General features: G+C 72.4%; 18 protein-coding genes and 1 riboswitch. Of the genes, 12 read left to right on the top strand and 6 right to left on the bottom strand.

The features are described 5' to 3' along the window. Positions 1 to 2 precede the first annotated feature (2 nt). The 6 genes from cbiE (at position 3) to ABFJ78_RS23950 (ending at position 7,566) form a co-directional block, all read left to right on the top strand. The gene (cbiE, locus tag ABFJ78_RS23925; protein WP_436388581.1) at positions 3 to 1,154 is read left to right on the top strand and encodes a precorrin-6y C5,15-methyltransferase (decarboxylating) subunit CbiE; all 1,152 of its coding nucleotides are present in this window, start codon (positions 3 to 5) and stop codon (positions 1,152 to 1,154) included. 154 nt (positions 1,155 to 1,308) lie between these two features. Continuing rightward, the gene (gene cobM / locus ABFJ78_RS23930) at positions 1,309 to 2,070 is read left to right on the top strand and encodes a precorrin-4 C(11)-methyltransferase (protein WP_436388582.1); all 762 of its coding nucleotides are present in this window, start codon (positions 1,309 to 1,311) and stop codon (positions 2,068 to 2,070) included. Beyond that, positions 2,067 to 3,080, top strand: a complete 1,014-nt coding sequence (locus ABFJ78_RS23935) for a Gfo/Idh/MocA family protein (protein ID WP_436388583.1) — start codon at positions 2,067 to 2,069, stop codon at positions 3,078 to 3,080. Before cobM ends, ABFJ78_RS23935 begins: the two co-directional genes overlap by 4 nt. After that, complete coding sequence (locus tag ABFJ78_RS23940) at positions 3,077 to 3,796, top strand: cobalt-precorrin-6A reductase (RefSeq protein WP_436388584.1); 720 nt, start codon at positions 3,077 to 3,079, stop codon at positions 3,794 to 3,796. The genes ABFJ78_RS23935 and ABFJ78_RS23940 overlap by 4 nt, the downstream gene beginning before the upstream one ends. Then, positions 3,793 to 4,452 (top strand): 5,6-dimethylbenzimidazole synthase, encoded by a 660-nt coding sequence (gene bluB / locus ABFJ78_RS23945; protein WP_436388585.1) that lies wholly within the window; start codon positions 3,793 to 3,795, stop codon positions 4,450 to 4,452. The genes ABFJ78_RS23940 and bluB overlap by 4 nt, the downstream gene beginning before the upstream one ends. Positions 4,453 to 4,470: 18 nt before the next feature. Then, a complete protein-coding gene (locus ABFJ78_RS23950) occupies positions 4,471 to 7,566 on the top strand; it encodes an arabinosyltransferase domain-containing protein (protein ID WP_436388586.1) in 3,096 nt (1,031 codons plus the stop codon). Between the two features lies 1 nt (position 7,567). On the opposite strand, the gene ABFJ78_RS23955 is transcribed toward ABFJ78_RS23950, so the two are convergent. Next, positions 7,568 to 8,275 (bottom strand): GNAT family N-acetyltransferase, encoded by a 708-nt coding sequence (locus tag ABFJ78_RS23955; protein WP_436388587.1) that lies wholly within the window; start codon positions 8,273 to 8,275, stop codon positions 7,568 to 7,570. A gap of 261 nt (positions 8,276 to 8,536) precedes the next feature. Here ABFJ78_RS23955 and ABFJ78_RS23960 point away from each other — a divergent pair, with 261 nt between their 5' ends. Continuing rightward, entirely contained in the window at positions 8,537 to 10,510 is a 1,974-nt protein-coding gene (locus tag ABFJ78_RS23960; protein ID WP_436388588.1) for a S53 family peptidase, read from the top strand. Here the strand turns inward: ABFJ78_RS23960 and ABFJ78_RS23965 are convergent. The 4 genes from ABFJ78_RS23965 to ABFJ78_RS23980 are packed head-to-tail and all read right to left on the bottom strand — an operon-like array spanning position 10,507 to position 14,003. Continuing rightward, entirely contained in the window at positions 10,507 to 11,994 is a 1,488-nt protein-coding gene (locus tag ABFJ78_RS23965) for a precorrin-2 C(20)-methyltransferase (RefSeq protein ID WP_436388589.1), read from the bottom strand. The two genes, ABFJ78_RS23960 and ABFJ78_RS23965, sit on opposite strands and share 4 nt — an antisense overlap. After that, positions 11,991 to 12,614 carry a precorrin-8X methylmutase gene (locus ABFJ78_RS23970; protein ID WP_436388590.1) on the bottom strand — a complete coding sequence of 208 codons (624 nt, stop codon included), beginning with the start codon at positions 12,612 to 12,614 and terminating at the stop codon, positions 11,991 to 11,993. Before ABFJ78_RS23970 ends, ABFJ78_RS23965 begins: the two co-directional genes overlap by 4 nt. Further along, positions 12,611 to 13,684 carry a precorrin-3B synthase gene (locus ABFJ78_RS23975; protein ID WP_436388591.1) on the bottom strand — a complete coding sequence of 358 codons (1,074 nt, stop codon included), beginning with the start codon at positions 13,682 to 13,684 and terminating at the stop codon, positions 12,611 to 12,613. Before ABFJ78_RS23975 ends, ABFJ78_RS23970 begins: the two co-directional genes overlap by 4 nt. Before the next feature lie 4 nt (positions 13,685 to 13,688). Further along, positions 13,689 to 14,003: a DUF6191 domain-containing protein gene (locus tag ABFJ78_RS23980; protein ID WP_436388592.1), complete on the bottom strand. Its 315-nt coding sequence runs from the start codon at positions 14,001 to 14,003 to the stop codon at positions 13,689 to 13,691. Between the two features lie 109 nt (positions 14,004 to 14,112). On the opposite strand from ABFJ78_RS23980, the gene ABFJ78_RS23985 reads away from it, so the two are divergent. The 3 genes from ABFJ78_RS23985 to ABFJ78_RS23995 are packed head-to-tail and all read left to right on the top strand — an operon-like array spanning position 14,113 to position 16,117. Continuing rightward, positions 14,113 to 15,039 (top strand): ABC transporter ATP-binding protein, encoded by a 927-nt coding sequence (locus ABFJ78_RS23985; RefSeq protein WP_436388593.1) that lies wholly within the window; start codon positions 14,113 to 14,115, stop codon positions 15,037 to 15,039. Further along, complete coding sequence (locus ABFJ78_RS23990) at positions 15,036 to 15,881, top strand: ABC transporter permease (protein WP_436388594.1); 846 nt, start codon at positions 15,036 to 15,038, stop codon at positions 15,879 to 15,881. Before ABFJ78_RS23985 ends, ABFJ78_RS23990 begins: the two co-directional genes overlap by 4 nt. Before the next feature lie 2 nt (positions 15,882 to 15,883). Next, positions 15,884 to 16,117, top strand: coding sequence for a helix-turn-helix transcriptional regulator (locus ABFJ78_RS23995; protein ID WP_043784651.1), 234 nt, complete (start codon positions 15,884 to 15,886; stop codon positions 16,115 to 16,117). Here the strand turns inward: ABFJ78_RS23995 and ABFJ78_RS24000 are convergent. Beyond that, a complete protein-coding gene (locus tag ABFJ78_RS24000; protein ID WP_436388595.1) occupies positions 16,114 to 16,842 on the bottom strand; it encodes a hypothetical protein in 729 nt (242 codons plus the stop codon). The two genes, ABFJ78_RS23995 and ABFJ78_RS24000, sit on opposite strands and share 4 nt — an antisense overlap. A gap of 92 nt (positions 16,843 to 16,934) precedes the next feature. After that, positions 16,935 to 17,044: riboswitch (cobalamin riboswitch) on the top strand. A 49-nt stretch (positions 17,045 to 17,093) separates the two neighbouring features. Here ABFJ78_RS24000 and cobN point away from each other — a divergent pair. Together cobN and ABFJ78_RS24010 are read left to right on the top strand one after the other, a co-directional pair. Beyond that, on the top strand, positions 17,094 to 20,657 hold the full coding sequence (cobN, locus tag ABFJ78_RS24005; RefSeq protein ID WP_436388596.1) for a cobaltochelatase subunit CobN: 3,564 nt from the start codon (positions 17,094 to 17,096) through the stop codon (positions 20,655 to 20,657). Between the two features lie 39 nt (positions 20,658 to 20,696). Further along, positions 20,697 to 22,586: an ArnT family glycosyltransferase gene (locus ABFJ78_RS24010; protein ID WP_436388597.1), complete on the top strand. Its 1,890-nt coding sequence runs from the start codon at positions 20,697 to 20,699 to the stop codon at positions 22,584 to 22,586. Positions 22,587 to 22,613 lie beyond the last annotated feature (27 nt).

The raw sequence follows: 22,613 nt of genomic DNA on the forward strand, positions 1-22,613 counted from the left end.
TCGTGCGCGAAAAATCACGGTTGACGGTGGTGGGGATCGGGGCTGACGGGTGGTCCGGCCTGTCCGAACAAGCCCAGGCCCTCGTGCTCGGCGCCGACATCGTGCTGGGTGCGCCCCGGCAGCTGGCGTACCTGCCCGAAGACGTCGCGTGCGAGCCGTGGCCGTCGCCGTTGCTGCCCGGGCTCGACGCGGTGATCGCGGAGCACGAAGGCGAGCGGATCTGCGTCCTGGCCAGCGGGGATCCGTTTTTGTCGGGGGTCGGCACTACGCTCGTGGCACATGGATACGAGGTCGAGGCGCTGCCCGCGCTCTCGTCGGTGACACTGGCCCGGGCGCGGCTGGGCTGGTCCGCCGAGGAGACCGAGGTGGTGACGCTCGTCGGCCGGTCGTCGGCCCGCGTCGCCCGGGTGCTGGCGCCGGGGCGGCGGGTGCTGGTCCTGGGGGCCGACGCGGCGGCGTTGCGCTCCCTGCTGACCGTGCGGGGGTACGCCGAGAGCGAGCTGTTCGCGCTGGAGAACCTGGGCGGGCCCGACGAGCGCATCTCCGACGGCTGGTCCGGCGACCCCGGCCCGCTGACGGTGTTCGCGCTGGCGTGCGCGGGTCCGGCGCTGCCCGTGATCGGCATCCCGGACGACGTGTACTCCCACGACGGCCAGCTGACCAAGCGCGACCTGCGGGTGTCGGCGCTGGCCCGGCTCGCGCCGAACCCCGGCGAGCTGCTGTGGGACGTCGGCGCGGGGGCGGGCAGCGTCGGCATCGAGTGGTCGCGGCTGCACGGGCTGAACCGCGCGATCGCGATCGAGCGCGACCCCGCCCGGGCGGAGCGGATCGGGCGGAACGCGCTGGACCTGGGAGTACCGGAGCTGGAGGTGGTGACGGGCGAGGCACCGGACGCGCTGAGCGCGCTGCCGGCGCCGGACGCGGTGTTCATCGGCGGCGGGGTGACGGTGCCGGGCGTGCTGGACGCGTGCCTGGCGACGGAGGCGCGGGTGGTCGCGCACGGAGTGACGTTGGAGGCGGAACAGGTGCTGGCGCGGGCGTATGCGCAGTACGGAGGTGAGCTGGTGCGGATCGGCGTGGAACGGGCCGGGGCGCTCGGCGGCTTCACCGGGTGGACACCGGCCCGGGTCGTGACCCAGTGGAGCAACCGGTGACCGGCGCGGTGCGCGGCCGCAGGCGGAGGGCAGGGCACGCGCCCGGTCGCCGGCAGACGACCGGCGGTGCCCTCGGCCGCCGGATGAGGTCGACGCACGCGGCGCCACGGCCCGCTCACCCGCGCCCGGCTACCGCGGCCGCCGGGAGCAACCGGTGACCGTGCACTTCGTCGGGGCCGGGCCGGGGGCCGCCGACCTCATCACCGTGCGGGGCCGGGACCTGCTCGCGCGCTGCGGTGTCTGCCTCTACCCCGGCAGCATGACCCCGCCCGACCTGCTCGCCTACTGCGCGTCCGGGACGGCCCTGGTCGACACGGCGAACCTGAGCCTCGAACAGATCGTCGACAAGCTGGTCGAAGCGCACGAAGCCGGCCACGAGGTCGTCCGGCTGACCTCCGGCGACCCCTCGCTCTACAGCGCCGTCGCCGAGCAGATGCGCCGCCTGGACGCGCGGAACGTGCCCTACGACGTCGTGCCCGGGGTGCCCGCCTTCGCCGCCTCCGCGGCCGCGCTGAAGCGGGAGCTCACCGTGCCCGAAGTCGGGCAGAGCCTGGTGATCACCCGCGTGCAGGCGCGGTCCACGAAGATGCCGCCGAAGGAAACCCTCGCCGCCTTCGCCGCCACCGAGGCCACCCTCGCGCTGCACCTCGCCGTCAACCACGTCGAGCGCGTCGCCGAAGAACTGGCTCCGCACTACGGGGCCGGCTGTCCCGTCGCCGTCGTCGCGCTCGCCACGCAGCCCGGCGAGACCGTCGTGCGCGGCGTGCTCGGCGAACTGCCGAAACTCGTCCGGGAAGCCGGGATGACCCGGGCCGCCACCATCTTCGTCGGCCGGGTGCTCGCCGCCGCGAACTTCCCCGACAGCTTCCTCTATTCCAGTGCCCGCGACCGGGCGAACCAACCGGAGTCGTTGTGACCGAACTGCGTTGGGGCCTGCTGGCCGCCGGGACCATCGCCGCCCACTTCGCCGCGGGCGTCGGCGAAAGCAAGCACGGCACGCTCACCGCCGTCGCGGCCCGGGACGGCGGCCGCGCCCGCGAGTTCGCCGCCCGCTTCGAGATCCCGAAGGCCTACAGCAGCTACGAAGACCTCCTCGCCGACCCGGACGTCGACGCCGTGTACGTCTCGACGCCGCACGCCCTCCACAAGCAGTGGGCCATCGCCGCGGCCGAAGCGGGCAAGCACGTGCTGTGCGAGAAGCCTCTGACGCTCACGGCCGCCGACGCCGAGGAGGTCATCACCGCCGCGCGCGAGAACGACGTCTTCCTCATGGAGGCGTTCATGTACCGCCTGCACCCGCAGACGCGGCGGCTGGTCGAGCTCATCGCGAGCGGCGCGATCGGCGAGGTCCGCGCGGTCGACACGACCTTCTCCTTCGACAGCAACCCCGAGGAGACCGCGCGCCTGTCCGACCCCGCGCTCGGCGGCGGCGGGATCCTCGACGTCGGCTGCTACTGCACGTCGCTGGCCCGGCTGGTCGCCCAGGCCGCGACCGGCCAGGACGTCGTCGAGCCCACCGAGGTCAGCGGCATGGCGAAACTGTCCGCACAAGGCGTCGACGAGTACGCCACCGGCCTGCTGCGCCTCCCCGGCGACATCCTCGCGACGATCTCCTGCGGCATCCGGCTCACCCGCGAGGACGGCATCCGCGTCTACGGCTCACGCGGTCAGCTCTCCGTGCCGCAACCCGCCTGGATCCACCCGCTGCGCAACCCCGGCACCTCGCAGATCATCCTCACGCCGGCCGACGGCGAACCGGAGGTCATCGACGTCGAAGCGACTCAGGGCGTCTTCGCGCGCGAAGCCGATCACGTCGCCGCGCACGTCGACGACCGGCAGGCACCGGAGCTGACCTGGGCGGAGACCCTCGCCAACATGCGGACGCTCGACCGCTGGCGCGAGGCCGTCGGGTACGGAAAGCCGTGATCCTCGTCCTCGGTGGCACCGGCGAAGCGCGGAACCTCGCCGAAGAACTCGTGAACAGCGACATCCGGGTCGTCTCTTCGCTGGCCGGACGCGTCGCGCGGCCACGGCTCCCGGTCGGCGAAGTGCGCGTAGGCGGCTTCGGCGGGCCGGACGGGCTCGCGGCCTACCTGCGCGAGAACGACGTGAAGGCCGTCGTGGACGCGACGCACCCGTTCGCCGAGCGCATCGGCGCGAACGCGGCGAAAGCGGCCGAACGCACCGGAATCCCCCTGCTCCGGCTCGCCCGGCCGGGCTGGGAACCAGGCGAAAACGACGTCTGGCACTGGGCGGACGACCTCGAAGACGCCGCGAAAAAGGTCCCCGGCCTCGGCAACCGCGTCTTCCTCACCAGCGGCCGCCAGGGCCTGGCCGCCTTCGCGCACCTCGACGACCTGTGGTTCCTGATCCGCTGCGTCGACCCGCCGGAGCCGCCGCTGCCCCGGCACCACGAGCTGATCCTCGCCCGCGGCCCGTACGAGGTGGCCGCCGAACGCGAGCTGCTCGCGAAGGTCGACGTCCTGGTCACCAAGGACTCCGGCGGCCCGCAAACCGAAGCGAAACTGACCGCGGCCCGTGAACTCGGGAAGCCCGTCCTCGTGGTCCGGCGGCCGCCGAGACCGCGCACGGAGACCGCCGAAACCGTGGCCGAAGCCGTCGAATGGGTACGCAACCGATGATCGAAGAGTTCTACGAAGTCCTCCGCAAGCGCCGGGACGTCCGCGGCGAGTTCACCGGCGAGCCGATCCCGGACGCGACGCTCACCCGGATCCTCGAGGCCGCGCACGCCGCGCCCAGCGTCGGGCTCACCCAGCCGTGGGACTTCGTGCTGGTCGACGACTTCGCGACGCGCGAGACGTTCGCGAAGCACGTCCACGAGGAGCGCGAGATCTTTGCCGCCCAGCTCGACGACGACCGCGCGAGCACTTTCGCGAACATCAAGATCGAGGGCATCCTCGAGTCGAGCCTCGGCGTCGTCGTCACCTACGACCCGGCCCGCGGCGCGCCCGGCGTCCTCGGCCGGCACGCCATCGCCGACGCCGGCCTGTACTCGGTGTGCCTGGCGATCCAGAACCTCTGGCTCGCGGCGACCGCCGAAGGCCTCGGCGTCGGCTGGGTCAGCTTCTACCGCGAGCCGTTCCTGAGCGAGCTGCTCGGCGTCCCGGACGGCATCCGGCCGGTCGCGTGGCTCTGCGTCGGGCCGGTCAGCAGGCTGGAAACCGTGCCCGACCTGGAGCGCCACGGCTGGCGCAGCCGCCGTCCGCTGACCGAGGCCCTCCACCACGGCCGCTTCACCCCGCGTGACCCGGGGGTTGCGTCAGCCGCCGACCTCTGACCCGTTAGCGTTGCGCCGATGCGTCTGATTGCCGTAGCGCTGGGGTTGCTCTCGGCCTTGTGCGCGCTGGCTTTCCCCTTCCTGCCGGTGGTGCAGGACACGGCGGAGGTCGTCTGGCCGACCGGCAGCGACACCCGCTCCGTCAACGCGCCCTTGACCGGGTACTGGGCCCAGGACCTGCGCGCCGAGCTGCCGTGCGCGGCCATCCGCTCGGTCGACGCCCGGACCGGCGGCCCGGGCCTGCTGTTCGCCACCGTGCCGGACGGCCGCACCGACCCGAACGCCGGCAAGGGCGTCGGCCTGCAGCTGCGCGTCGACAACGGCGTGCTGTTCGCCTCCAGCCAGGGCCAGCAGATCGCCCAGCAGCCGCTGCCCGCCGAGAAGTGCGACGTCGAGCTGGACGTCGACGCGACGCAGATGACCCTGGCCGTGGCCGGGACGCCGATCTTCCACGCGAACGGCGACGTCCGGCCCCGCGTGGTCGGCATCTACTCCTCGATCAACTCGAGCAAGGACCCGATCGTCGGCCTGCACGTCTCGGTCGTGCCGGACACGCGCTACCAGACGTCGCCGACCGCGCTGAAGATCGGCGTCGGCGTGGTCGCGATCCTGTCGCTGATCGGCTGCATGATCGCGGTCTGGCGCCGCGACTCCGGCTCCGCGAGACGCGCGCCGCGCTGGGCGCCGGTCGGCTGGTGGCGGCTGACGCTGCGCGACGCCACGGTGATCGCCGCGCTCGGCGCGTGGGTCTTCATCGGGCCGGTGACCTCGGACGACGGCTACATCCTGACGATGGCCCGGGTCACCGAGCAGACCGGGTTCCTGACGAACTACCACCGCTGGTTCGGGGTCGCCGAGGCGCCGTTCGGCTGGTTCTACCACGTCTTCGAGCTGATGGCGCACGTCAGCGTGGTGCCGCCGTGGATCCGGCTGCCGTCGTTCCTGCTCGGCGTGCTCAGCTGGCTGCTGATCAGCCGCGAGGTGATGCCGCGCCTCGGCACCCAGATCCGCACCAGCCGCCCGGCCAGCTGGGCCGCGGCGACGGTGTTCCTGATCTGGTGGATGCCCTACAACAACGGCGTCCGCCCGGAACCGGTGGCCGCGCTCGGCTCGCTGCTGGCGATCTGCGCGGTGGAGCGCACGCTGGTGACGCGCCGGATGCTGCCGATGTGCCTCGGCCTGACCGCGGCCGGGTTCACCCTCGCCGCGACGCCGACCGGGCTGATCGCGGTGGCGCCGTTCCTGGTCGCCGCGCGTCCCCTGTTCAAGCTGATCCGCCAGCGCGCGAACGAAAGCGGCTGGATCCCGGTGCTCGCCCCCATCGCCGCCGCCGGGCTGCTGGTGCTGGTCGTGGTGTTCGCCGACCAGACGTTCGCGACCGTCCAGGAGGCGACCCGGATCCGGACCCAGGTGGGCCCGAACCTGTCGTGGTTCCAGGAGCTCGCGCGCTACCAGCTGCTGTTCGAGAGCCTGCCGGACGGCTCGGCGCCGCGCCGGTTCCCGGTGCTGCTGGTCGTGCTCTGCACGGCCACCTGCCTGGTGCTGCTGCTGCGCCGCGGCCGCATCCCCGGCGCGTCGCTCGGCCCGGCCCGCCGCCTGATCGGCACGACGGCGCTGTTCTTCCTGCTGCTGGCCCTGACGCCGACGAAGTGGACGCACCACTTCGGCGCGTTCGCCGCGGTCGGCGCGTCGATGGCCGCGCTGGCCGCGCTCGCGACCAGTTCGACGGTGCTGCGGTCGAAACGCAACCGCGCGGCCTTCCTCTCGGCACTGCTGGTGGTCGCCGCGCTCGCCGCGACCGGCCCGAACACGTACTGGTTCGTCTCGCGCCTCGGCGTCCAGTGGACGAACGTGGCGCCGTCCGTCGGCGGCATCCCGCTGTCGACGATCCTGCTGATCGCGGCCGCCGTCGCCGGGATCTACGCGTTCGTCGAGAACGTCCGCGCGCACCGGCCGGGGCTGCCGGCCCAGTCCCAGGAAGGCCGGCTGCGCGCGTTGCGGCTCGGGTCGCTGTCGCTGGTGGTGGTCTGCGGCCTGGTGGCGGCGGGCGAGTTCGTCACGATGGCGTGGGCGATCCACAACCAGTCCGGCAGCTACAGCCTCGGCGCGGCCAACATCGGGCACCTGTTCGGCAAGAGCTGCAACCTCTCCGACCACGTGATGGTCGAGCGCGACGCGGCGACGAGCATCCTGCGCCCGCAGTCCGAGCAGCGGACGGTCGCGGAGAAGCCGAAGGAACCGGAGAACTCGCCGCTGCCGAACCCGGACCAGGACAACGGCCGCGTCCAGACGGGCTTCCACACCCGCGCGGTCGACGACAAGGACCCGCTGGCCGAGCCGCCGCACGGGTTCACCCCGGAGACCGTGCCGATGTGGTCGAGCTACCTCGACCCGGAGACGCGCGCGGGCCGCCTGCGCAGCGACTGGTACGCGCTGACGGAGAAGCCGGCGGACGGCCAGATCGTGGTGGCGACGGCGGGTGCGGCCCGCCGCCCGACGTCGGTGAGCCTCGACTACGGCGTCGACACGCCGGAGGGCGTCAAGATCCTGCGCAGCCAGTTCATGCTCCCCCCGGGCTCGGGCACGGGCGGCTGGAACGACACGCGCATCAACCTGCGCGACCTGCCGCCGGAGACGAACGCGGTCCGCATCAACATCGTCGACAACGACCTGACGGAGGACGGCTGGATCGCGGCGTCGGCCCCGCGCGTCCCGACGTTCACGACGCTGACGGACAAGATCGGCTCGAAGCCGGTGTACGTCGACTGGCCGGCGTCGTTCGTGTACCCGTGCGTCCAGCCGGTGACATCCCACGACGGGATCTCCCAGGTCCCGGAGTACCGCATCACGGCGGGCGGCCTGGCGGACGAGGCCCAGTGGGCGTCGTCGACGAACGGCGGGCCGATCGGGTGGCTCGAGGAGCTGGCGGAGGAACCCGAGGTGCCGAGCTACCTGATCGGGCAGCCGAGCCAGTCGTGGGGCCAGCTGCTGCAGATCGAGCCGTTCACGGAGGGCATCGCGCCGACCGTGGTCCACGGGGAGAAGACCGTGCCGGGATGGTGGTCGCCGGGACCGGGACCGAGCCAGCCGAACGGCAAGGACCCGACGCGCTGAGTCAGGGTTTCCGCCACGTCTGACGGCGGTGGAGGCGGAACCCGGCCCGCTCCAGATTGGCCGCGCTCGCCGATTCGGGGCGGGCCGTCGCCACGGCGAGGGTGCAGCCCTCCGCGGCCGCCACCGCCAGCCGGCGGTGCAGCAGCTCCAGCTGCGCGCCGCGGCCTCGGTGCGCGCGCAGGGTCGACGCCGCTCCGAGCACGGCCACCTCGTCGTGGATCGTCATGCCCGCCGCCGCGATCGGTTTCTCTCCCTCCCGCACCAGGAACCGCCGGAGCTCCGGGAGCCGGTGTTCCGCGGCCATGAACCGGGCGACCATCCCCCGCGCTTCGAAACCCGCCAGCAGGACATTCAAGAAGACATCCGCGTCGACCGCTTCCGACGACACCGCGCGATGGCGCCGCAGGCGTTTGGTGGCCAGGAGGCGGTCGTCCGTCCGCACGAACCCCGGCATCGGGAGGCCGTCGGTCACCACCGCCGACCGCACGCCGTTCCAGACGGGCTCATCGACCAGGTCGGCCGCCGCCGAGACCTTCTCGGGCGTCACCCCGGACACCGTCGCCAGAAAGCCGAGCGCGGGATCCGTCGCGAGCACGGCCAGCAGGCCCCCGCGCTCCCACACGCGGAAGCGGCCGGGCACACCCGCGTCCTCCGCCGCGGCGCAGGCCAACGCCGTCCGGCGGTGCAGTGCCCGTTCCGCTCTGGCCACTTCGGACGCTGCTCCCCACACGGACGCCCACGGTATCGGTACCGCCGACCGGGCGGTCGCACGGGACGCCGCTCTACCGTCAGTGGCGCAATTCAATTCCCGCCCGGTTAACGCGATTAATGCGTGAAAAAGACACCGCCCGAAATATCCGTTACCGGCATCGACTCGATCACGAAACTGGCTACTTCCGATTTCCGGAACTAGTTTTCCCCTCGCCCCTCCAGCGTCGCCGGGGCGAGGACTTCCCGAGGAGGACCAGTGATGCGCAGATCCGTGCTCCGGCTGATCGCACTGGCCGCCACGGCCGTGACGACCGCCGGTCTGCTGACCGGGGCCGCCGCGGCGAGCGAGCGGACCCCGTTGCCGGGCAGCACCCCGGCCTGGGCGAAATCGTCCGCCCGGACCGGGGCGGCGAATTCGGCGGACAATGTGGCGTTCCGCGTTTACCTCGGCTGGACCGGCGACGCGGCCGCCACGGCGAGCAGCGTCTCGACGCCGGGCTCCGCCGGCTACGGCCACTACCTCACGGCCGCGCAGTTCCGGCAGCGGTTCGCGCCGTCGCAGAACGACGTCACCACAGTGCAGCAGTGGCTGCGCAAGGCCGGCTTCGACGTCGGCTACACGCCGGGCAACCGCCGGTACGTGCAGGCCGAGGGCACCGTCGCGCAGGCCGCGGCCGCGTTCGGCACGAGCTTCGGGGAGTACCGGGTCGCCGGCAAGACGCTCCGCGCGCCGGAGCAGGACCTGTCGCTGCCCGCCGGTCTGCCGGCGAGCGTCACGTCGGTCGTCGGGCTCGACGAGTCGTTCGCGCTGCTGCAGCCGTCCGCCGGCCCGGCCGCGACGCCGTCGCCCGCGTTCGTCAACGCGCCGCCGTGCTCGGCCTACTACGGCGAGAAGACCACCGCGACCACGCTCGCCCCGGACGGCGTCAAGGTGCCGGACGCCTACGGGCACCCGAACCCGTGGGCGCCGTGCGGGTACACACCCGCGCAGCTGCAGAGCGCCTACGGAGTCCAGCAGGCCATCGCGGCCGGCACCGACGGCACGGGCCAGACCGTCGCGATCATCGACGCCTACGCGTCACCGACGATCGTCTCCGACGTCAACACCTACTCCCGCCTGCACGGCCTGCCGCAGCTGTCCGGCAACCAGTTCACCCAGGTCGCGCCGCCCGGCGTGTACCGTCGGCCGCAGAACCCGAAGCAGGACCCGCAGGGCTGGTACGGCGAGGAGACCCTGGACGTCGAGGCGGTGCACAGCATCGCGCCGGGCGCGAACATCGTGTACGTCGGTGCCCCGAACAACTACCAGGACCTCGACGCGGCGATGAACCACGTCGTCGACCAGCACCTGGCCTCGATCGTGACGAACTCCTACGGGTTCTCGACCGAGCTGCTGCCGGCCGGCTACGTCAAGCCGTTCAACGACACGCTCATCGAGGCCGCGGCGACCGGCATCGGCGTCTACTTCTCCAGCGGGGACAACGCCGACGAGACCGACGGCATCGCCGCGAATTACCCGAACGCGACGCCGGACTGGCCCGCGTCGAGCCCGTGGGTGACCGCGGTCGGCGGGACGTCGCTCGGCGTCGGCAAGAACGGCGAATACCTCTTCGAGACCGGCTGGGAGACCGGGCGGTCGACGCTGACGGACGGCGCTTGGGTACCGACTCCGCCGGGTGAGTTCTTCGGCGGCGCCGGCGGCGGGACGAGCCGGCTGTTCACCCAGCCCGCGTACCAGGCCGGCGTGGTGCCGAACACCATCGCGACGGCGAACGGCGCCCGCCCGCGGCCGATGCGCGCGGTGCCGGACGTGGCCGCGCTGGCCGACCCGAACACCGGTTTCCTGGTCGGGCAGACGCAAGCGTTCCCGGACGGCACGGCGAAGTACAGCGAGTACCGCATCGGCGGCACGAGCCTGGCGTCGCCGCTGTTCGCCGCGTTCGTCGCGCTGGCGCAGCAGCGGGCGGGGCACACGTTCGGCTTCGCCAACCCGCTGCTGTACGCGAAGGCGGGCAGCTCGGCGTTCCACGACGTCAAGCAGCCGCCGTCGCCGATGGCGGTCGCCCGGGTCAACTACAACAACTCGGTGGACGCCTCGGCCGGGTACTCGGCGGCGAGCCTGCGTTCGCTGGACGCCGACGCCGTGCTGACGATCCACGTCCGCGACGGCTACGACGACGTCACGGGCATCGGCTCGCCCAACGGCCCGGCGTTCCTGAACGCGCTCGGCTAGTAGCTGCGTGGGGTCCAGACGACACCGTCTTCCGCCCGGGTCCGGCTGGACCCCACGATCAGCAGGCACCGCATATCCACTGTGGACGGATCCAGTTCGCCCAGCGTGGTGATCCTGATGTCCTCCTCCGGGCCGCCGACGTCCCGCGCGACCACGACCGGGGTCGCCGGGGCGCGGTGGCGGAGCAGCACGGAACAGGCGTCGGCGAGCTGGGTCGTCCGGGACCGCGAAGCCGGGTTGTACAGCGCCAGCACCAGGTCCGCCGCGCCCGCCGCGTCGAGGCGCTTTTCGATGATCTCCCACGGCTTCAAGCGATCCGACAGCGACAGCACGCAGTAGTCGTGCCCCAGCGGCGCCCCCACCCGGGACGCCGCCGCCTGGGCCGCCGTCACGCCCGGGACGATCCGGACCCGCACCCCCGCGCCGTGGCCGGCCGCGACCTGCTCCAGCACCGCCGACGCCATCGCGAACACGCCCGGGTCGCCCGAGGACACGACCGCGACCCGCGAGCCGGAAGCGGCCAGGGACAACGCCTCGCGAGCACGGTCCGCCTCGACCCGGTTGCCCGACGCGTGCCGCTGCTGGCCCGCTTTCTGCGGCACCCGCGCGACGTACGGCCCGTACCCGACGACGTGTTCCGCCGCGTCCAGCTCCGAAGCGGCTTCCGGAGTCAGCCACTCCGGGCCCGCCGGGCCGAGACCCACGACCACGACCTCACCCGATGCCGCGGGGACCGCCGGCGCGGGCGCCGGCTTCTGCCGCGAGGCATAGGCAGGCGAAGGCAGCAACGCCAACGAAAAGTACGGAACGGTCGAAGGATCCACGTCCGCCAAGGGCTCGACCCGCTGCTGTCCCCACGTCGCGCGCTCGACGTAGACGGCGTCGTCCAGCTTGCCCGCCTCGGCGAACGCCTCCCGCACGGACGAGAACGTGCGGCCCAGCTTCAGCACCGCCGCCGCGTCGGTGTCCGCCAGGCGCCGGGCCAGCTCCGGGGCCGGGAGCGTGCCCGGGAGGACCGTCAGCACCTCGTCGCGCTGCACCAGCGGGCGGCCGAAGACCGACGACGCCGCGCTCACCGAGGTCACCCCGGGCACGACCACCGCCTCGAAGCGGCCGGAAAGCCGTTCGTGCATGTACATGTAGGAGCCGTAGAAGAACGGGTCGCCCTCGCAGAGCAGGACGACGTCACGGCCGGCGTCGAGGTGCTCGGCGAGCCGCTTCGCGCTCAGCTCGTAGAAGTCGGCGATCGCGCCTTCGTACCCGCCGGGGTGGTCGGTCGTCTCGGTCGTGACCGGGTAGACGAGCTTCTCCTCGATCTGCCCCTCGCGCAGGTACGGCTCGGCCACCGACCGCGCGATGCTGCGCCCGTGCCGCGCGCAGTGGTACGCGATCACCGAAGCCTCGGAGATCAGCCGCGCCGCTTTGACCGTCATCAGTTCCGGGTCGCCGGGGCCGAGCCCGACGCCGTACAGGGTCCCGGTCATTCTTCGGCGCTCGCCAGTGCGTTGATCGCGGCCACGGCCATCGCGCTGCCACCACGGCGTCCGTGCACCACCAGATAGGGCGCCGGGGCCCGCTTGGCGAGCTCCACTTTGGACTCGACCGCGCCGACGAACCCGACCGGCACGCCGATGATCGCCGCGGGCGCGCCGACGCCTTCGTCGAGGATCTCCAGCAGGCGGAACAGCGCCGTCGGCGCGTTGCCGATCGCCACGACCGAGCCGGGCAGCTTGTCGCGCCACAGTTCCAGCGCCGCCGCCGACCGCGTGGTGCCCATCCGCTCCGCGAGCGAAGGAACGCTGGGGTCCGACAGAGTGCAGAGGACTTCGTTGTTCGCGGGCAGGCGGCGCCGCGTGACGCCGCTGGCGATCATCTGCGCGTCGCACAGGACCGGCGCGCCCGCCTCGAGCGCGGCGCGGCCGGACTCGACGACGTCGAGCGTGTAGCGCAGGTCGTCGACCAGATCGACCATGCCGCAGGCGTGGATCATCCGGACCGCCAGGCCCGCCACGTCGTCGGGCAGGATCGCCAGGTCCGCCTCTTCGCGGATCGTGGCGAACGAATGCCGGTAGATCTCGGCACCGTCCCGCAGGTAGTCGATCACAGCTTCCCTTCCATCTCGTCGAGCGGCACCCAGCGGCCGTCGATGCGGTAGCCGCCCGCTTCGGCGACGACGTCCACATGGGACTGCGACGGCTTTCCGCACCGCCGTTCGCAGCCCGAGAAGTGCGCGCGCAGGCCCGGCCGGAAGACGGCGTCGGCCCGCACGTCGGCGCGGGACTTCGCGCAACCCGGCCGGCCGATGCACGCGGTGGTCCCCAAAGCGACGCCGCCGAAACCGAGCCGCTCGAAGACGTCGGCGGGGACGTCCGGCAGGACCAGCGACTTCCACGGCGTGACCAGCGCCGGGCCGAACTCGGCCAGCGCGCGGGTTTGTTCGGCGGTCAGCTGCCCGAAGCGCGGCACGACACCCGCGGCCCAGCCGCCGTCCCGCTCGATCAGCCCGGCCGGGACTTCGACGTCGGCCCGCGCCACGGGCGTCCCGCGCCAGGCCGGGTCGTCGAGTTCGGCGACGCGCCAAGCGGATCCACGCGCCCGGCCGAACTCCAGCGCGACCTCGACGAGCGCCGCCACGGCGTCGGCGCGCGCCACACGACGGCCGGTGTCGCCGCCCGCGAGCAGCAAAGTCCCTTCGTCCGCGTCGAGAGCCAGCCAGCAGACGTCGGCGCCTTCGCCGGCGACGTCACCGCGTCCGTCGTCGAAGGCGAAGAGGAACCGGCCCGGCAGCGAGGCCAGCTCGGGGGTGGCGCACAACCGATCGTCGAGCGAAGCGGCCAGGCCGCGGACGTCGGCGAGCCCGCCGCGCACCCCGCTCAACGGCGACGCGAGGACGTTCCGGACCCGCTCGTGCGACGGCGAAGGCAACAGGCCCGCGTCGGTCAGGCGCGCCGCGAGGCCGGGCCGGGTCACGCCGCGCAGCTGGACGTTGCCGCGCGAGGTGAGGTGGAGGTCGCCGTCGCCGCACGCCTCGGCGCAGTCGGCCAGCGCGCGCAGCTGCGCCGCGGAAACCGCACCGCCGGGCAGCCGGACGCGGGCCAACGGGCCGTCGGCGGCGTCGTGGGGTGCGAAAACACCCGGGCACGCGTCGGCTCGCACACGCGCTGGGGTCGGCATGAGGTCACTGTAGCTGGCGGTTTTCGGGCTCCGGCGAGTCCGAGCGGGGCCGGATCCGGGCGATCCCGGCGTCCAAGTCCACGTCACGCCAGGGAGGCGCGCCTTCGGCGTCCTGCTCGACGAGCATCGACATCGTTTCCCGGTGTTCCAGCTCACGCCGCTTGGTGCCGTAGAGGAACGCGGTGGTCTCTTCGATGTATGTCGCGGACAGCCGTGCCTTGAAGCGCGAGCCGCTCTTGCGCGGCCGCAGTTCGATCGCGGCCATGACCAGCAGGATCACGACGCCGCCCGGAAGAGCCAGCCCCAGCCAGGTACCCATGCCCGGCGAACCGGGTGACCGCCGGTCAAGTTCCCGGCGCAGCAGAACTCTGATCGAATGTAGTAGTTGTGCTACATTCGATCGCATCAGTCCGATGGGGGTTGGCGAGATGAGAGATCCAGCTGTTCCCGTGGTCCGCGTGCGCGGGCTGCGGATGCGCTACGGCGCGAACGACGTGCTCCACGACGTCGAATTCGAGGCCCACCGGGGCGAGGTCGTGTGCCTGCTCGGGCCGAACGGCGCGGGCAAGACGACGACGATCGAGATCCTCGAGGGGTTCCGCATGCGGTCGGCGGGCGAGGTCGACGTCCTGGGCGCCGACCCGGCGCACGGCGGCGAGGACTGGCGGGCGCGGCTGGGGGTCGTGCTCCAGTCTTGGCGCGACCACGGGAAGTGGCGCGTGCGGGAGCTGCTCGCGCACCTCGGCCGCTACTACGCGCCGTACTCGACGGCGTCGCACCCGCGGCCGTGGGACGCCGACGAGCTGATCGCGGCCGTCGGGCTCACCGAGCACGCGCAGAAGAAGATCAAGAACCTCTCCGGCGGCCAGCGGCGGCGGGTCGACGTCGCGATCGGCATCGTCGGGCGCCCCGAGCTGCTGTTCCTCGACGAGCCCACCGCGGGTTTCGACCCGGAGGCACGGCGGGAGTTCCACGACCTGGTGCACCGGCTGTCCGACGAGCTGGACACCACGATCCTGCTCACCACGCACGACCTCGACGAGGCCGAGAAGCTGGCCGACCGGATCCTCATCCTCAACGGCGGGCGCATCGTCGCCGACGGGTCGGCCGACGCGCTGTCGCGGCAGATCTCCGGCGAGGCCGAGGTCCGCTGGACGATCGACGGTCAGCGCTTCGTCCACTCGACGACCGAAGCGACGAAGTACGTGTACGACCTGTTCAAGCAGCACGGCGAAGCCGTCTCGGACCTCGAGGTGCGGCGGGCGTCGCTGGAGGACACCTACATGACGCTGGTCCACCGCGCGGAAGCCGGCGGCGAAACCGAGATCGGCCTCCAGGAAGCGGGTGCGCGATGAACACCGTCGCCGTGCGGGCCGGGGTGGCCCGCGGCTGGATCGAGTTCAAGCAGACGTGGACCAACCTCGACGACGTGATCGGGCAGGTCGTCTTCGTGCTGCTCTTCCTCGGTACGTTGTTCTTCATGCGCAACGCCACGCTGCCCGGCACGTCGTTCTCGCTCGGCGCGGTGACCGTGCCCGGCGTGCTCGGCGCCGGCATCGTGTTCCAGGGCCTGACCGGCACGGCCGGCTACCTGGCCATCGACCGCGAGGACGGCACGCTGCTGCGCGCCAAGGCGACCCCGAACGGGATGCTCGGCTACCTGGTCGGGAAGACGACCGCGCTGACGCTCGCCCAGCTCACGTCGATCTCCGCGGTCCTGATCCCGTGCCTGTTCGCCTTCTCCGCGCTGGCGCCGGACGGCGGCTGGTCGTTCGTGCACCTGCTCGGTGTGCTGCTGCTCGGCATGGCCGCGACGATGCCGATCGGTGCGGCGCTCGGGTCGCTGACCAACAGCGCCCGGTCGATCGGGCTGATCACCCTGCCGGTCATGGCCATGGGCGCGATCTCGGGGATCTTCTACCCGATCACGGCGCTGCCGGTGTGGGTGCAGGACATCGCGCAGGTGTTCCCGATGTACTGGCTCGGCCTCGGGATGCGTTCGGCCCTGCTGCCGGACGGCGCGGTCGTCGTCGAGATCGGCCAGTCGTGGCGGCCGGTGGCGACGGTCGCGGTGCTCCTCGCCTGGGCGGTGCTCGGCTTCGTGCTGGCCCCGGTCCTGCTCCGCCGCATGGCGCGACGCGAGGCGGGCTCGTCGGTGGCGCAGCGGCGGCAGAAGGCCATGCAGCGTGTGGGGTAGTGATGAGTGAGGTCGTCTACAACCGGATCGCGATGTTGCGCGCGGAGCGGTCGATCTCGCGCCGCCAGCTGGCGGAGGCGCTGGGCGTGCACTACCAGACGATCGGCTACCTGGAACGCGGCGAGTACAGCCCGTCGCTGTACCTGGCCCTCCGGATCGCCGAGTTCTTCGAGGTGTCCGTCGAAGTGCTGTTCTCGACCAAGCCGTTCCCGCGGCTGGGCGAGCGGTCCGCTTAGGGCTTGGTGAAGTCGGCGTCGACCAGGGCGTCGACGACGTCGTCCCGGCGGGTCTCGCGGACGGTCCGGTTCAGCTCGACGTGCAGGAACGGCGCGCCGCCGGCGGCCTGGCTCTGGACGTTCGTGGTCCCGGCCAGGCCCCGGCAAGGCTCTTCCCAGGCCCGGCAGACGCGGAACCCGGCCTCGGCAAGACGGTCCGCCGCCCGGCGGGCGGCGTCCCCGGCTTCGACGGCTCCGGCCGAGAGCACGACGTCCGCCGTGGTCAGCGTGGTGTCGTTGAAGCCGTGCAGCTGGACCTGCGGCAGGCCGCGCCGGGCCAGCAGCGTCGTGACGACGTGGAAGACGGTCCCGGTGTCGTGCGCGGGGTCTTCGCGGCGCCGGTGGGCCCCGCCGACCGCGAGGATCGCGCCCGGCGTGCGCCGGAAGAGCTCGAGGCCGACCAGCTCGGTGCGCAGGTCGGACGACGCGTGCGGCGCCTCGACCACCAGTGACGGCGGCGCGGACCGGTCGACGGCGTACAGGCCCCAGGCGCGCTCGGAGCCGGGCTCCTGGACGACGAGTGAGTCGTCGCTGACCGAAAAGCCCAGCTCGCCGAGGTCGTGCGGAGCCCGGTCGAGGAACGCGGCGAACCCGGCTTCGGCGGCCGCCAGCTCGGCCGCGGTCGCTCGGCGGTAGGGCCCGCGGCTCGACTGGGCCGCGGTGAAGTCACGGACGAAGGCTTCCAAGCCGCCAGGTTACCCAGCGCCGGGTCAACGTCACCTTGACGCACCTCGACCGGCACCGGAGAGTGGAGCCGATACCCACGCGTCGGCAGGTGGAGGAACCCGGTGAGAGTCCGGGGCGGTCCCGCCACTGTCATCGGGGACTGGGTCGATGCCGCCTCCGCGGGAGGGAGTGCGTCGGCGGGTCCCCGGGAGCCAGGAACTCCGGCCGGCGCGCCCGTCTACCCGGGGCGCGGACCCCGAGGAGGAACCTCGTGATCCTGCTTCTGTCCACTTCGGACACCGACCTGCTCAGCGCCCGTTCCGCCGACGCGGACTTCCGGCTGGCGAACCCGTCGCGCATCGACGTCGCCGAACTGCCGGGCCTGCTCGAAGGCGTGCGGATCGTGGTCGTGCGCATCCTCGGCACCCCGCGGACCTGGCAGGACGGCCTGGACACGCTGCGGGCGTCGGGCGCGCACGTCGTCGTCCTGGGCGGGGAGCAGACGCCGGACGCCGAGCTGATGAAGCTCTCGACCGTCCCGGCCGGCATCGCGGCCGAAGCCCACGCCTACCTCGCGCAGGGCGGCCCGGCGAACCTCACCCAGCTGCACCGGTTCCTCTCCGACACGCTCCTGCTCACCGGCGACGGCTTCGAGCCGCCCGCCCAGCAACCTTCGTGGGGCGTTCTCGAACGTCCTTCGCGGGGCGACGGCCCGGTCATCGGCATCCTGTACTACCGGGCCCATCACCTTTCCGGGAACACGAACTTCGTCCACGCGCTCGCCGACGAGATCGAGGCGGCGGGCGGGCGCGCGTTGCCGATCTACTGTGCTTCGCTGCGTACGCGCGAGCCGGAGATGATGGCCGAGCTGGCAACCGTGGACGCCCTCCTGGTGACCGTGCTCGCGGCGGGCGGCACGCGGCCGTCCGAGGTGGGCGCCGGGGGTGACGACGAGGCGTGGGACGTCGCCGAGATGGCCGCGCTCGACGTCCCGATCCTGCAGGCGCTGTGCCTGACCAGCGACCGCGAGACGTGGGCGGCCAACGACGACGGCCTCTCGCCGCTCGACGCCGGGAACCAGATGGCCGTCCCGGAGTTCGACGGGCGGCTGATCACGGTGCCGTTCTCGTTCAAGGAGCTCGACGAGGACGGTCTCCCCCGGTACGTGCCGGACGCCGAGCGCGCGTCCCGCGTCGCCCGCATCGCGCTGGCGCACGCCCGGCTGCGTCATACTCCGCCGGCTTCTCGACGGATCGCGCTGATGTTGTCCGCGTACCCGACGAAGCACTCTCGCGTCGGCAACGCGGTCGGGCTGGACACGCCGGCGTCGGCGATCGAGCTGCTGCGGCGGATGCGCGACGCGGGTTACGACCTCGGCCCGGACGCGTTCCCGGGCGTCGACCCGACCGGCACCGACCAGCCCGACGGCGACGCGCTGATCCACGCGCTGATCGCCGCCGGCGGCCAGGACCCGGAGTGGCTGACCGAGGAACAGCTGGCCGGCAATCCGATCCGCGTCCCCGCCGCGCGGTACCAGGAGTGGTTCGACGCGCTGCCGGCCGAGCTGCGTGCGGGCGTCGAGGAGCACTGGGGCCCGGCGCCGGGCGAGCTGTACGTCGACAACGGCGACATCGTGCTGGCGTCGCTGCAGAGCGGCAACGTGATCATCATGATCCAGCCGCCGCGCGGGTTCGGCGAAAACCCCGTCGCGATCTACCACAACCCGGACCTGCCGCCGAGCCACCACTACCTGGCCGCGTACCGGTGGCTGGAGGAGGAGTTCGGCGCGCACGCGGTCGTCCACCTGGGCAAGCACGGATCGCTCGAGTGGCTGCCGGGCAAGACTGCGGGGCTGTCGGCGTCGTGCGCGCCCGACGCCGTCCTCGGGAACCTCCCGCTGGTGTACCCGTTCCTGATCAACGACCCGGGCGAGGGCGCGCAGGCGAAGCGGCGGGCGCACGCGACGATCGTCGACCACCTGATCCCGCCGATGGCGCGCGCGGAGTCCTACGGCGACCTGGCGCGGCTGGAGCAGCTGCTCGACGAGCACGCGAACATCGCGGCGATGGACCCGGCGAAGCTGCCCGCGATCCGCGCGCAGATCTGGACGTTGATCCAGGCCGCGAAGCTGGACCACGACCTCGGCGTCGACGAGCGCCCGCACGACGCGGAGTTCGACGACTTCCTGCTGCACATCGACGGCTGGCTGTGCGAGGTCAAGGACGCGCAGATCCGCGACGGGCTGCACGTCTTGGGTTCGGCGCCGGTCGGCGAAGCGCGGGTCAACCTGGTGCTGGCGATGCTGCGGGCGCAGCAGATGTGGGGCGGCAAGCAGGGCGCGGTGCCGGGTCTGCGGTCCGCGTTGGGGCTGAAGGAAGACGCGCCTCTGTCCGAAGTGGACGCGGTCGAGACGACGGCGCGTGAACTCGTCCAGACGATGGAGATGCGGGGCTGGGACGTCACCGCGGTCGCTTCGGTGGCGCCGGACCCCGACGTCGCTCGCGTTCTTTCGTTCGCGGCTTCCGAGATCGTGCCCCGGCTGGCGGGGACGTCGGCGGAGCTGGACGCGGTGCTGCACGCGCTGGACGGCGGGTACATCCCGGCGGGGCCGAGCGGCTCGCCGTTGCGCGGGCTGGTGAACGTCCTGCCGACCGGGCGTAACTTCTACACGGTCGACCCGAAGGCCATCCCCAGCCGGCTGGCGTGGGAGACGGGACAGGCATTGGCGGACTCGCTGCTTCGCCGCTATCGCGAAGACAACGGCGACTGGCCGCGCTCGGTCGGGCTGTCGGTGTGGGGAACGTCGGCGATGCGCACGTCGGGCGACGACGCCGCGGAAGTCCTGGCGCTGCTGGGCGTCCAGCCGGTGTGGGACGAAGCTTCGCGGCGGGTGACGGGGATCGAAGCCATTCCCCTCGCGGAGCTGGGCCGGCCCCGCATCGACGTGACGATCCGGATCAGCGGCTTCTTCCGGGACGCGTTCCCGCACGTGATCACGTTGCTGGACGACGCGGTGCGCCTGGTGGCCTCGTTGGACGAACCGTCGTCGGAGAACTTCGTGCGGGCACACGTTTCCGCGGACTTGGCCGCGCACGGCGACTCCCGCCGGGCGACGACACGGATCTTCGGTTCGAAGCCGGGAGCGTACGGCGCGGGTTTGCTGCCCCTGATGGACAGCGGAAACTGGCGCGACGACAAGGACCTGGCGGAGGTCTACGCGGTCTGGGGCGGTTTCGCGTACGGCCGTGACCTGGACGGCCGGCCGGCGCGCGAGGACATGGAGAACTCGTACAAGCGCATCGTGGTGGCGGCGAAGAACACGGACACGCGCGAGCACGACATCGCGGACTCGGACGACTACTTCCAGTACCACGGCGGGATGATCGCGACGGTCCGCGCGCTGACGGGCACGGCGCCGGCGTCCTATGTGGGCGACAGCACGTCCCCGGACGCGGTCCGCACCCGGACGTTGGGCGAGGAGACGGCCCGGGTGTTCCGCGCCCGCGTGGTCAACCCGCGCTGGCTGGCGGCGATGCGACGCCACGGCTACAAGGGAGCGTTCGAGCTGGCGGCCACCGTGGACTACTTGTTCGGCTTCGACGCGACGGCGGGCGTGGTCGGCGACTGGATGTACGAGAAGCTGACCGAGTCGTACGTGCTGGACGAGGTGAACCAGGAGTTCCTGCGGCAGGCGAACCCGTGGGCGCTGCGGGGGATCGTGGAGCGGTTGAACGAAGCCGCGGACCGGGGGCTGTGGGAGGAGCCGGATCCGGAGCTGCTCGCGAAGATGCGCGAGGTGTACCTGTCACTGGAAGGTGACCTCGAGTCGGAGTAGAAACGCCCGGGAAACGCGGGCCGGAGTTGGGTGGCGGTCATGATCACCGCCGCTCCCGCGAAGACCCGCTCCTGGGCGCTTCCCCTCGTCTGCCTCGGCGCCGCCGTGCTCTACGCCTGGAAGATCGGCGACGGGCAGCTCGGCAACACCTACTACTCCGCCGCCGTCAAGTCGATGACCGAGAGCTTCACCAACTTCCTCTTCGGCTCCTTCGACCCCTACGGCGTCGTCACCGTCGACAAACCGCCGATGGCCCTGTGGCCGCAAGCCCTCTCCGTCCTGGTCTTCGGCTTCCACGGCTGGGCCCTCCTGCTGCCCCAGGTCCTCGAAGGCGTCGCCGCGGTGTTCCTGCTGCACCGCACCGTCCGGATCTGGGCCGGCGAGAACGTCGCCCTGCTGGCCGCCGCCATCCTCGCGCTGACCCCGGTCACCGTCATCATCAACCGCGACAACAACCCCGACACCCTGCTCGTCCTCTTCCTCGTCGCCGCCGCGTACGCGCTCACCCGCGCGCTCCGGGACGGCCGGCACTGGCTGTGGTGGTGCGCCTTCTTCGTCGGCTGCGGCTTCCTCACCAAGATGCTGCAGGCGTGGATCATCGTCCCCGCGCTGGTCGCCGCCTACCTCGCCGGGACGAACGGGCCGCTCAAGCGCAGGCTGCTGGACGTCCTCGGCGCCGGCCTCGTACTCGTCGTCTCGTCGTTCTGGTGGATCGCGCTGTACGACTGGTGGCCCGGCGCGAAGCCCTACATGGGCGGCAGTGAAGACGGCTCCGCGTGGGACCTCGTCTTCGGCTACAACGGCTTCGGCCGCCTCTCCGGCGACGGCGAAGGCGGCGGCATGATGATCATGCGCAACGGCCAGCAGACCATGAGCTCCTTCGGCGGCGACCCCGGACCGGGCCGGATGTTCAACGACCTGGTCGGCGGGCAGATCTCGTGGCTGCTGCCGCTGGCCCTCGTCGTCCTGGTCGTCATCGGCCGCCGGTGGCGCGACGCCGGCTGGCTGCTGTGGGGCGGCTGGCTGCTCGTGACGGCCGTTGTCTTCAGCTTCGCCGGCGGCATCTGGCACCCGTACTACACGACGGCGATGGCCCCCGCCGTCGCCGCGGTCTCCGCCGCCGGACTGGCGCTGCTGTGGCGCCGACACCGGCGGACCCTGCTCCCCCTGGCCATCGCGCTGACCGCGGCCTGGGCGTTCGTCCTGACCTCGCGCGACACGTCGTTCCACGGCTGGACGCGCTGGGCGGTCGCCGGCACCGCCGTGGCGGCCATCGCGGGCCTGCTCGTCGCGCGCGACCGCTGGACGCTCGCCGCCGCGCTGGTGCCGCTGCTGCTCACGCCCGCCGTGTGGTCGTACGCCGCCGCGCAGAGCACGTCGGCCGGGACCCTGCCCGCCGCCGGGCCCGTCACCGGACCGGGCGCTCCCAGCGGCCCGGTCATGGCCGGCGGACCCGGCGGCCCCGGCGGGCAAGGCGGGCCCGGCCCGGCGCCCCGGTTGATGATCGCCGGCGGCGGCGACGGCACCGCCACGCTGTCCGACGAACAACGCCGCATCCTCGACTACGCCCGCCGCGACGGCACCGAGATCACCCTCGCGGTGAACGCCGAGGCGAGCAGCGTCGCGCCGTTCCTCATCGACTCGGACGCGACCGTCATCGGCATGGGCGGCTTCGGCGGCCGCGACAACGCGCCGTCGGTCGCGCAGCTCGACCGCTGGCTCGCCGAAGGCAGGCTGCGGTACGTACTGAGCAGCGCGAGCACCGTGCAGGGCAGGCAGCGCAGCGCCGTGCAGAGCGAACGCCAACGCTGGATCGAGCAGCACTGCACGACCGTCGACGCGGGCGCGTACGGCGGCCGGAAGGCACCCGCGCAGGACGGCGGCCCGGTGCGGGTCGGCGGCGCGGACACGCTCTACCGGTGCCGCTAACGGCGAGGAAACACCACCGCGGCGATC

The sequence above is a fragment of the Amycolatopsis sp. MEPSY49 genome, from assembly GCF_051337345.1.
Classification (GTDB): domain Bacteria; phylum Actinomycetota; class Actinomycetes; order Mycobacteriales; family Pseudonocardiaceae; genus Amycolatopsis.

Bases quoted from the DNA above. Each gene is read 5' to 3' on its own strand.
- ABFJ78_RS23975 (WP_436388591.1), bottom strand. From the start codon at position 13,684: ATGCCGACCCCAGCGCGTGTGCGAGCCGACGCGTGCCCGGGTGTTTTC.
- ABFJ78_RS23990 (WP_436388594.1), top strand. From the start codon at position 15,036: ATGAACACCGTCGCCGTGCGGGCCGGGGTGGCCCGCGGCTGGATCGAG.
- ABFJ78_RS23960 (WP_436388588.1), top strand. From the start codon at position 8,537: ATGCGCAGATCCGTGCTCCGGCTGATCGCACTGGCCGCCACGGCCGTG.
- ABFJ78_RS23980 (WP_436388592.1), bottom strand. From the start codon at position 14,003: ATGGGTACCTGGCTGGGGCTGGCTCTTCCGGGCGGCGTCGTGATCCTG.
- ABFJ78_RS23985 (WP_436388593.1), top strand. From the start codon at position 14,113: ATGAGAGATCCAGCTGTTCCCGTGGTCCGCGTGCGCGGGCTGCGGATG.
- ABFJ78_RS23950 (WP_436388586.1), top strand. From the start codon at position 4,471: ATGCGTCTGATTGCCGTAGCGCTGGGGTTGCTCTCGGCCTTGTGCGCG.
- ABFJ78_RS24010 (WP_436388597.1), top strand. From the start codon at position 20,697: ATGATCACCGCCGCTCCCGCGAAGACCCGCTCCTGGGCGCTTCCCCTC.
- ABFJ78_RS23965 (WP_436388589.1), bottom strand. From the start codon at position 11,994: ATGACCGGGACCCTGTACGGCGTCGGGCTCGGCCCCGGCGACCCGGAA.
- bluB (WP_436388585.1), top strand. From the start codon at position 3,793: ATGATCGAAGAGTTCTACGAAGTCCTCCGCAAGCGCCGGGACGTCCGC.
- ABFJ78_RS23995 (WP_043784651.1), top strand. From the start codon at position 15,884: ATGAGTGAGGTCGTCTACAACCGGATCGCGATGTTGCGCGCGGAGCGG.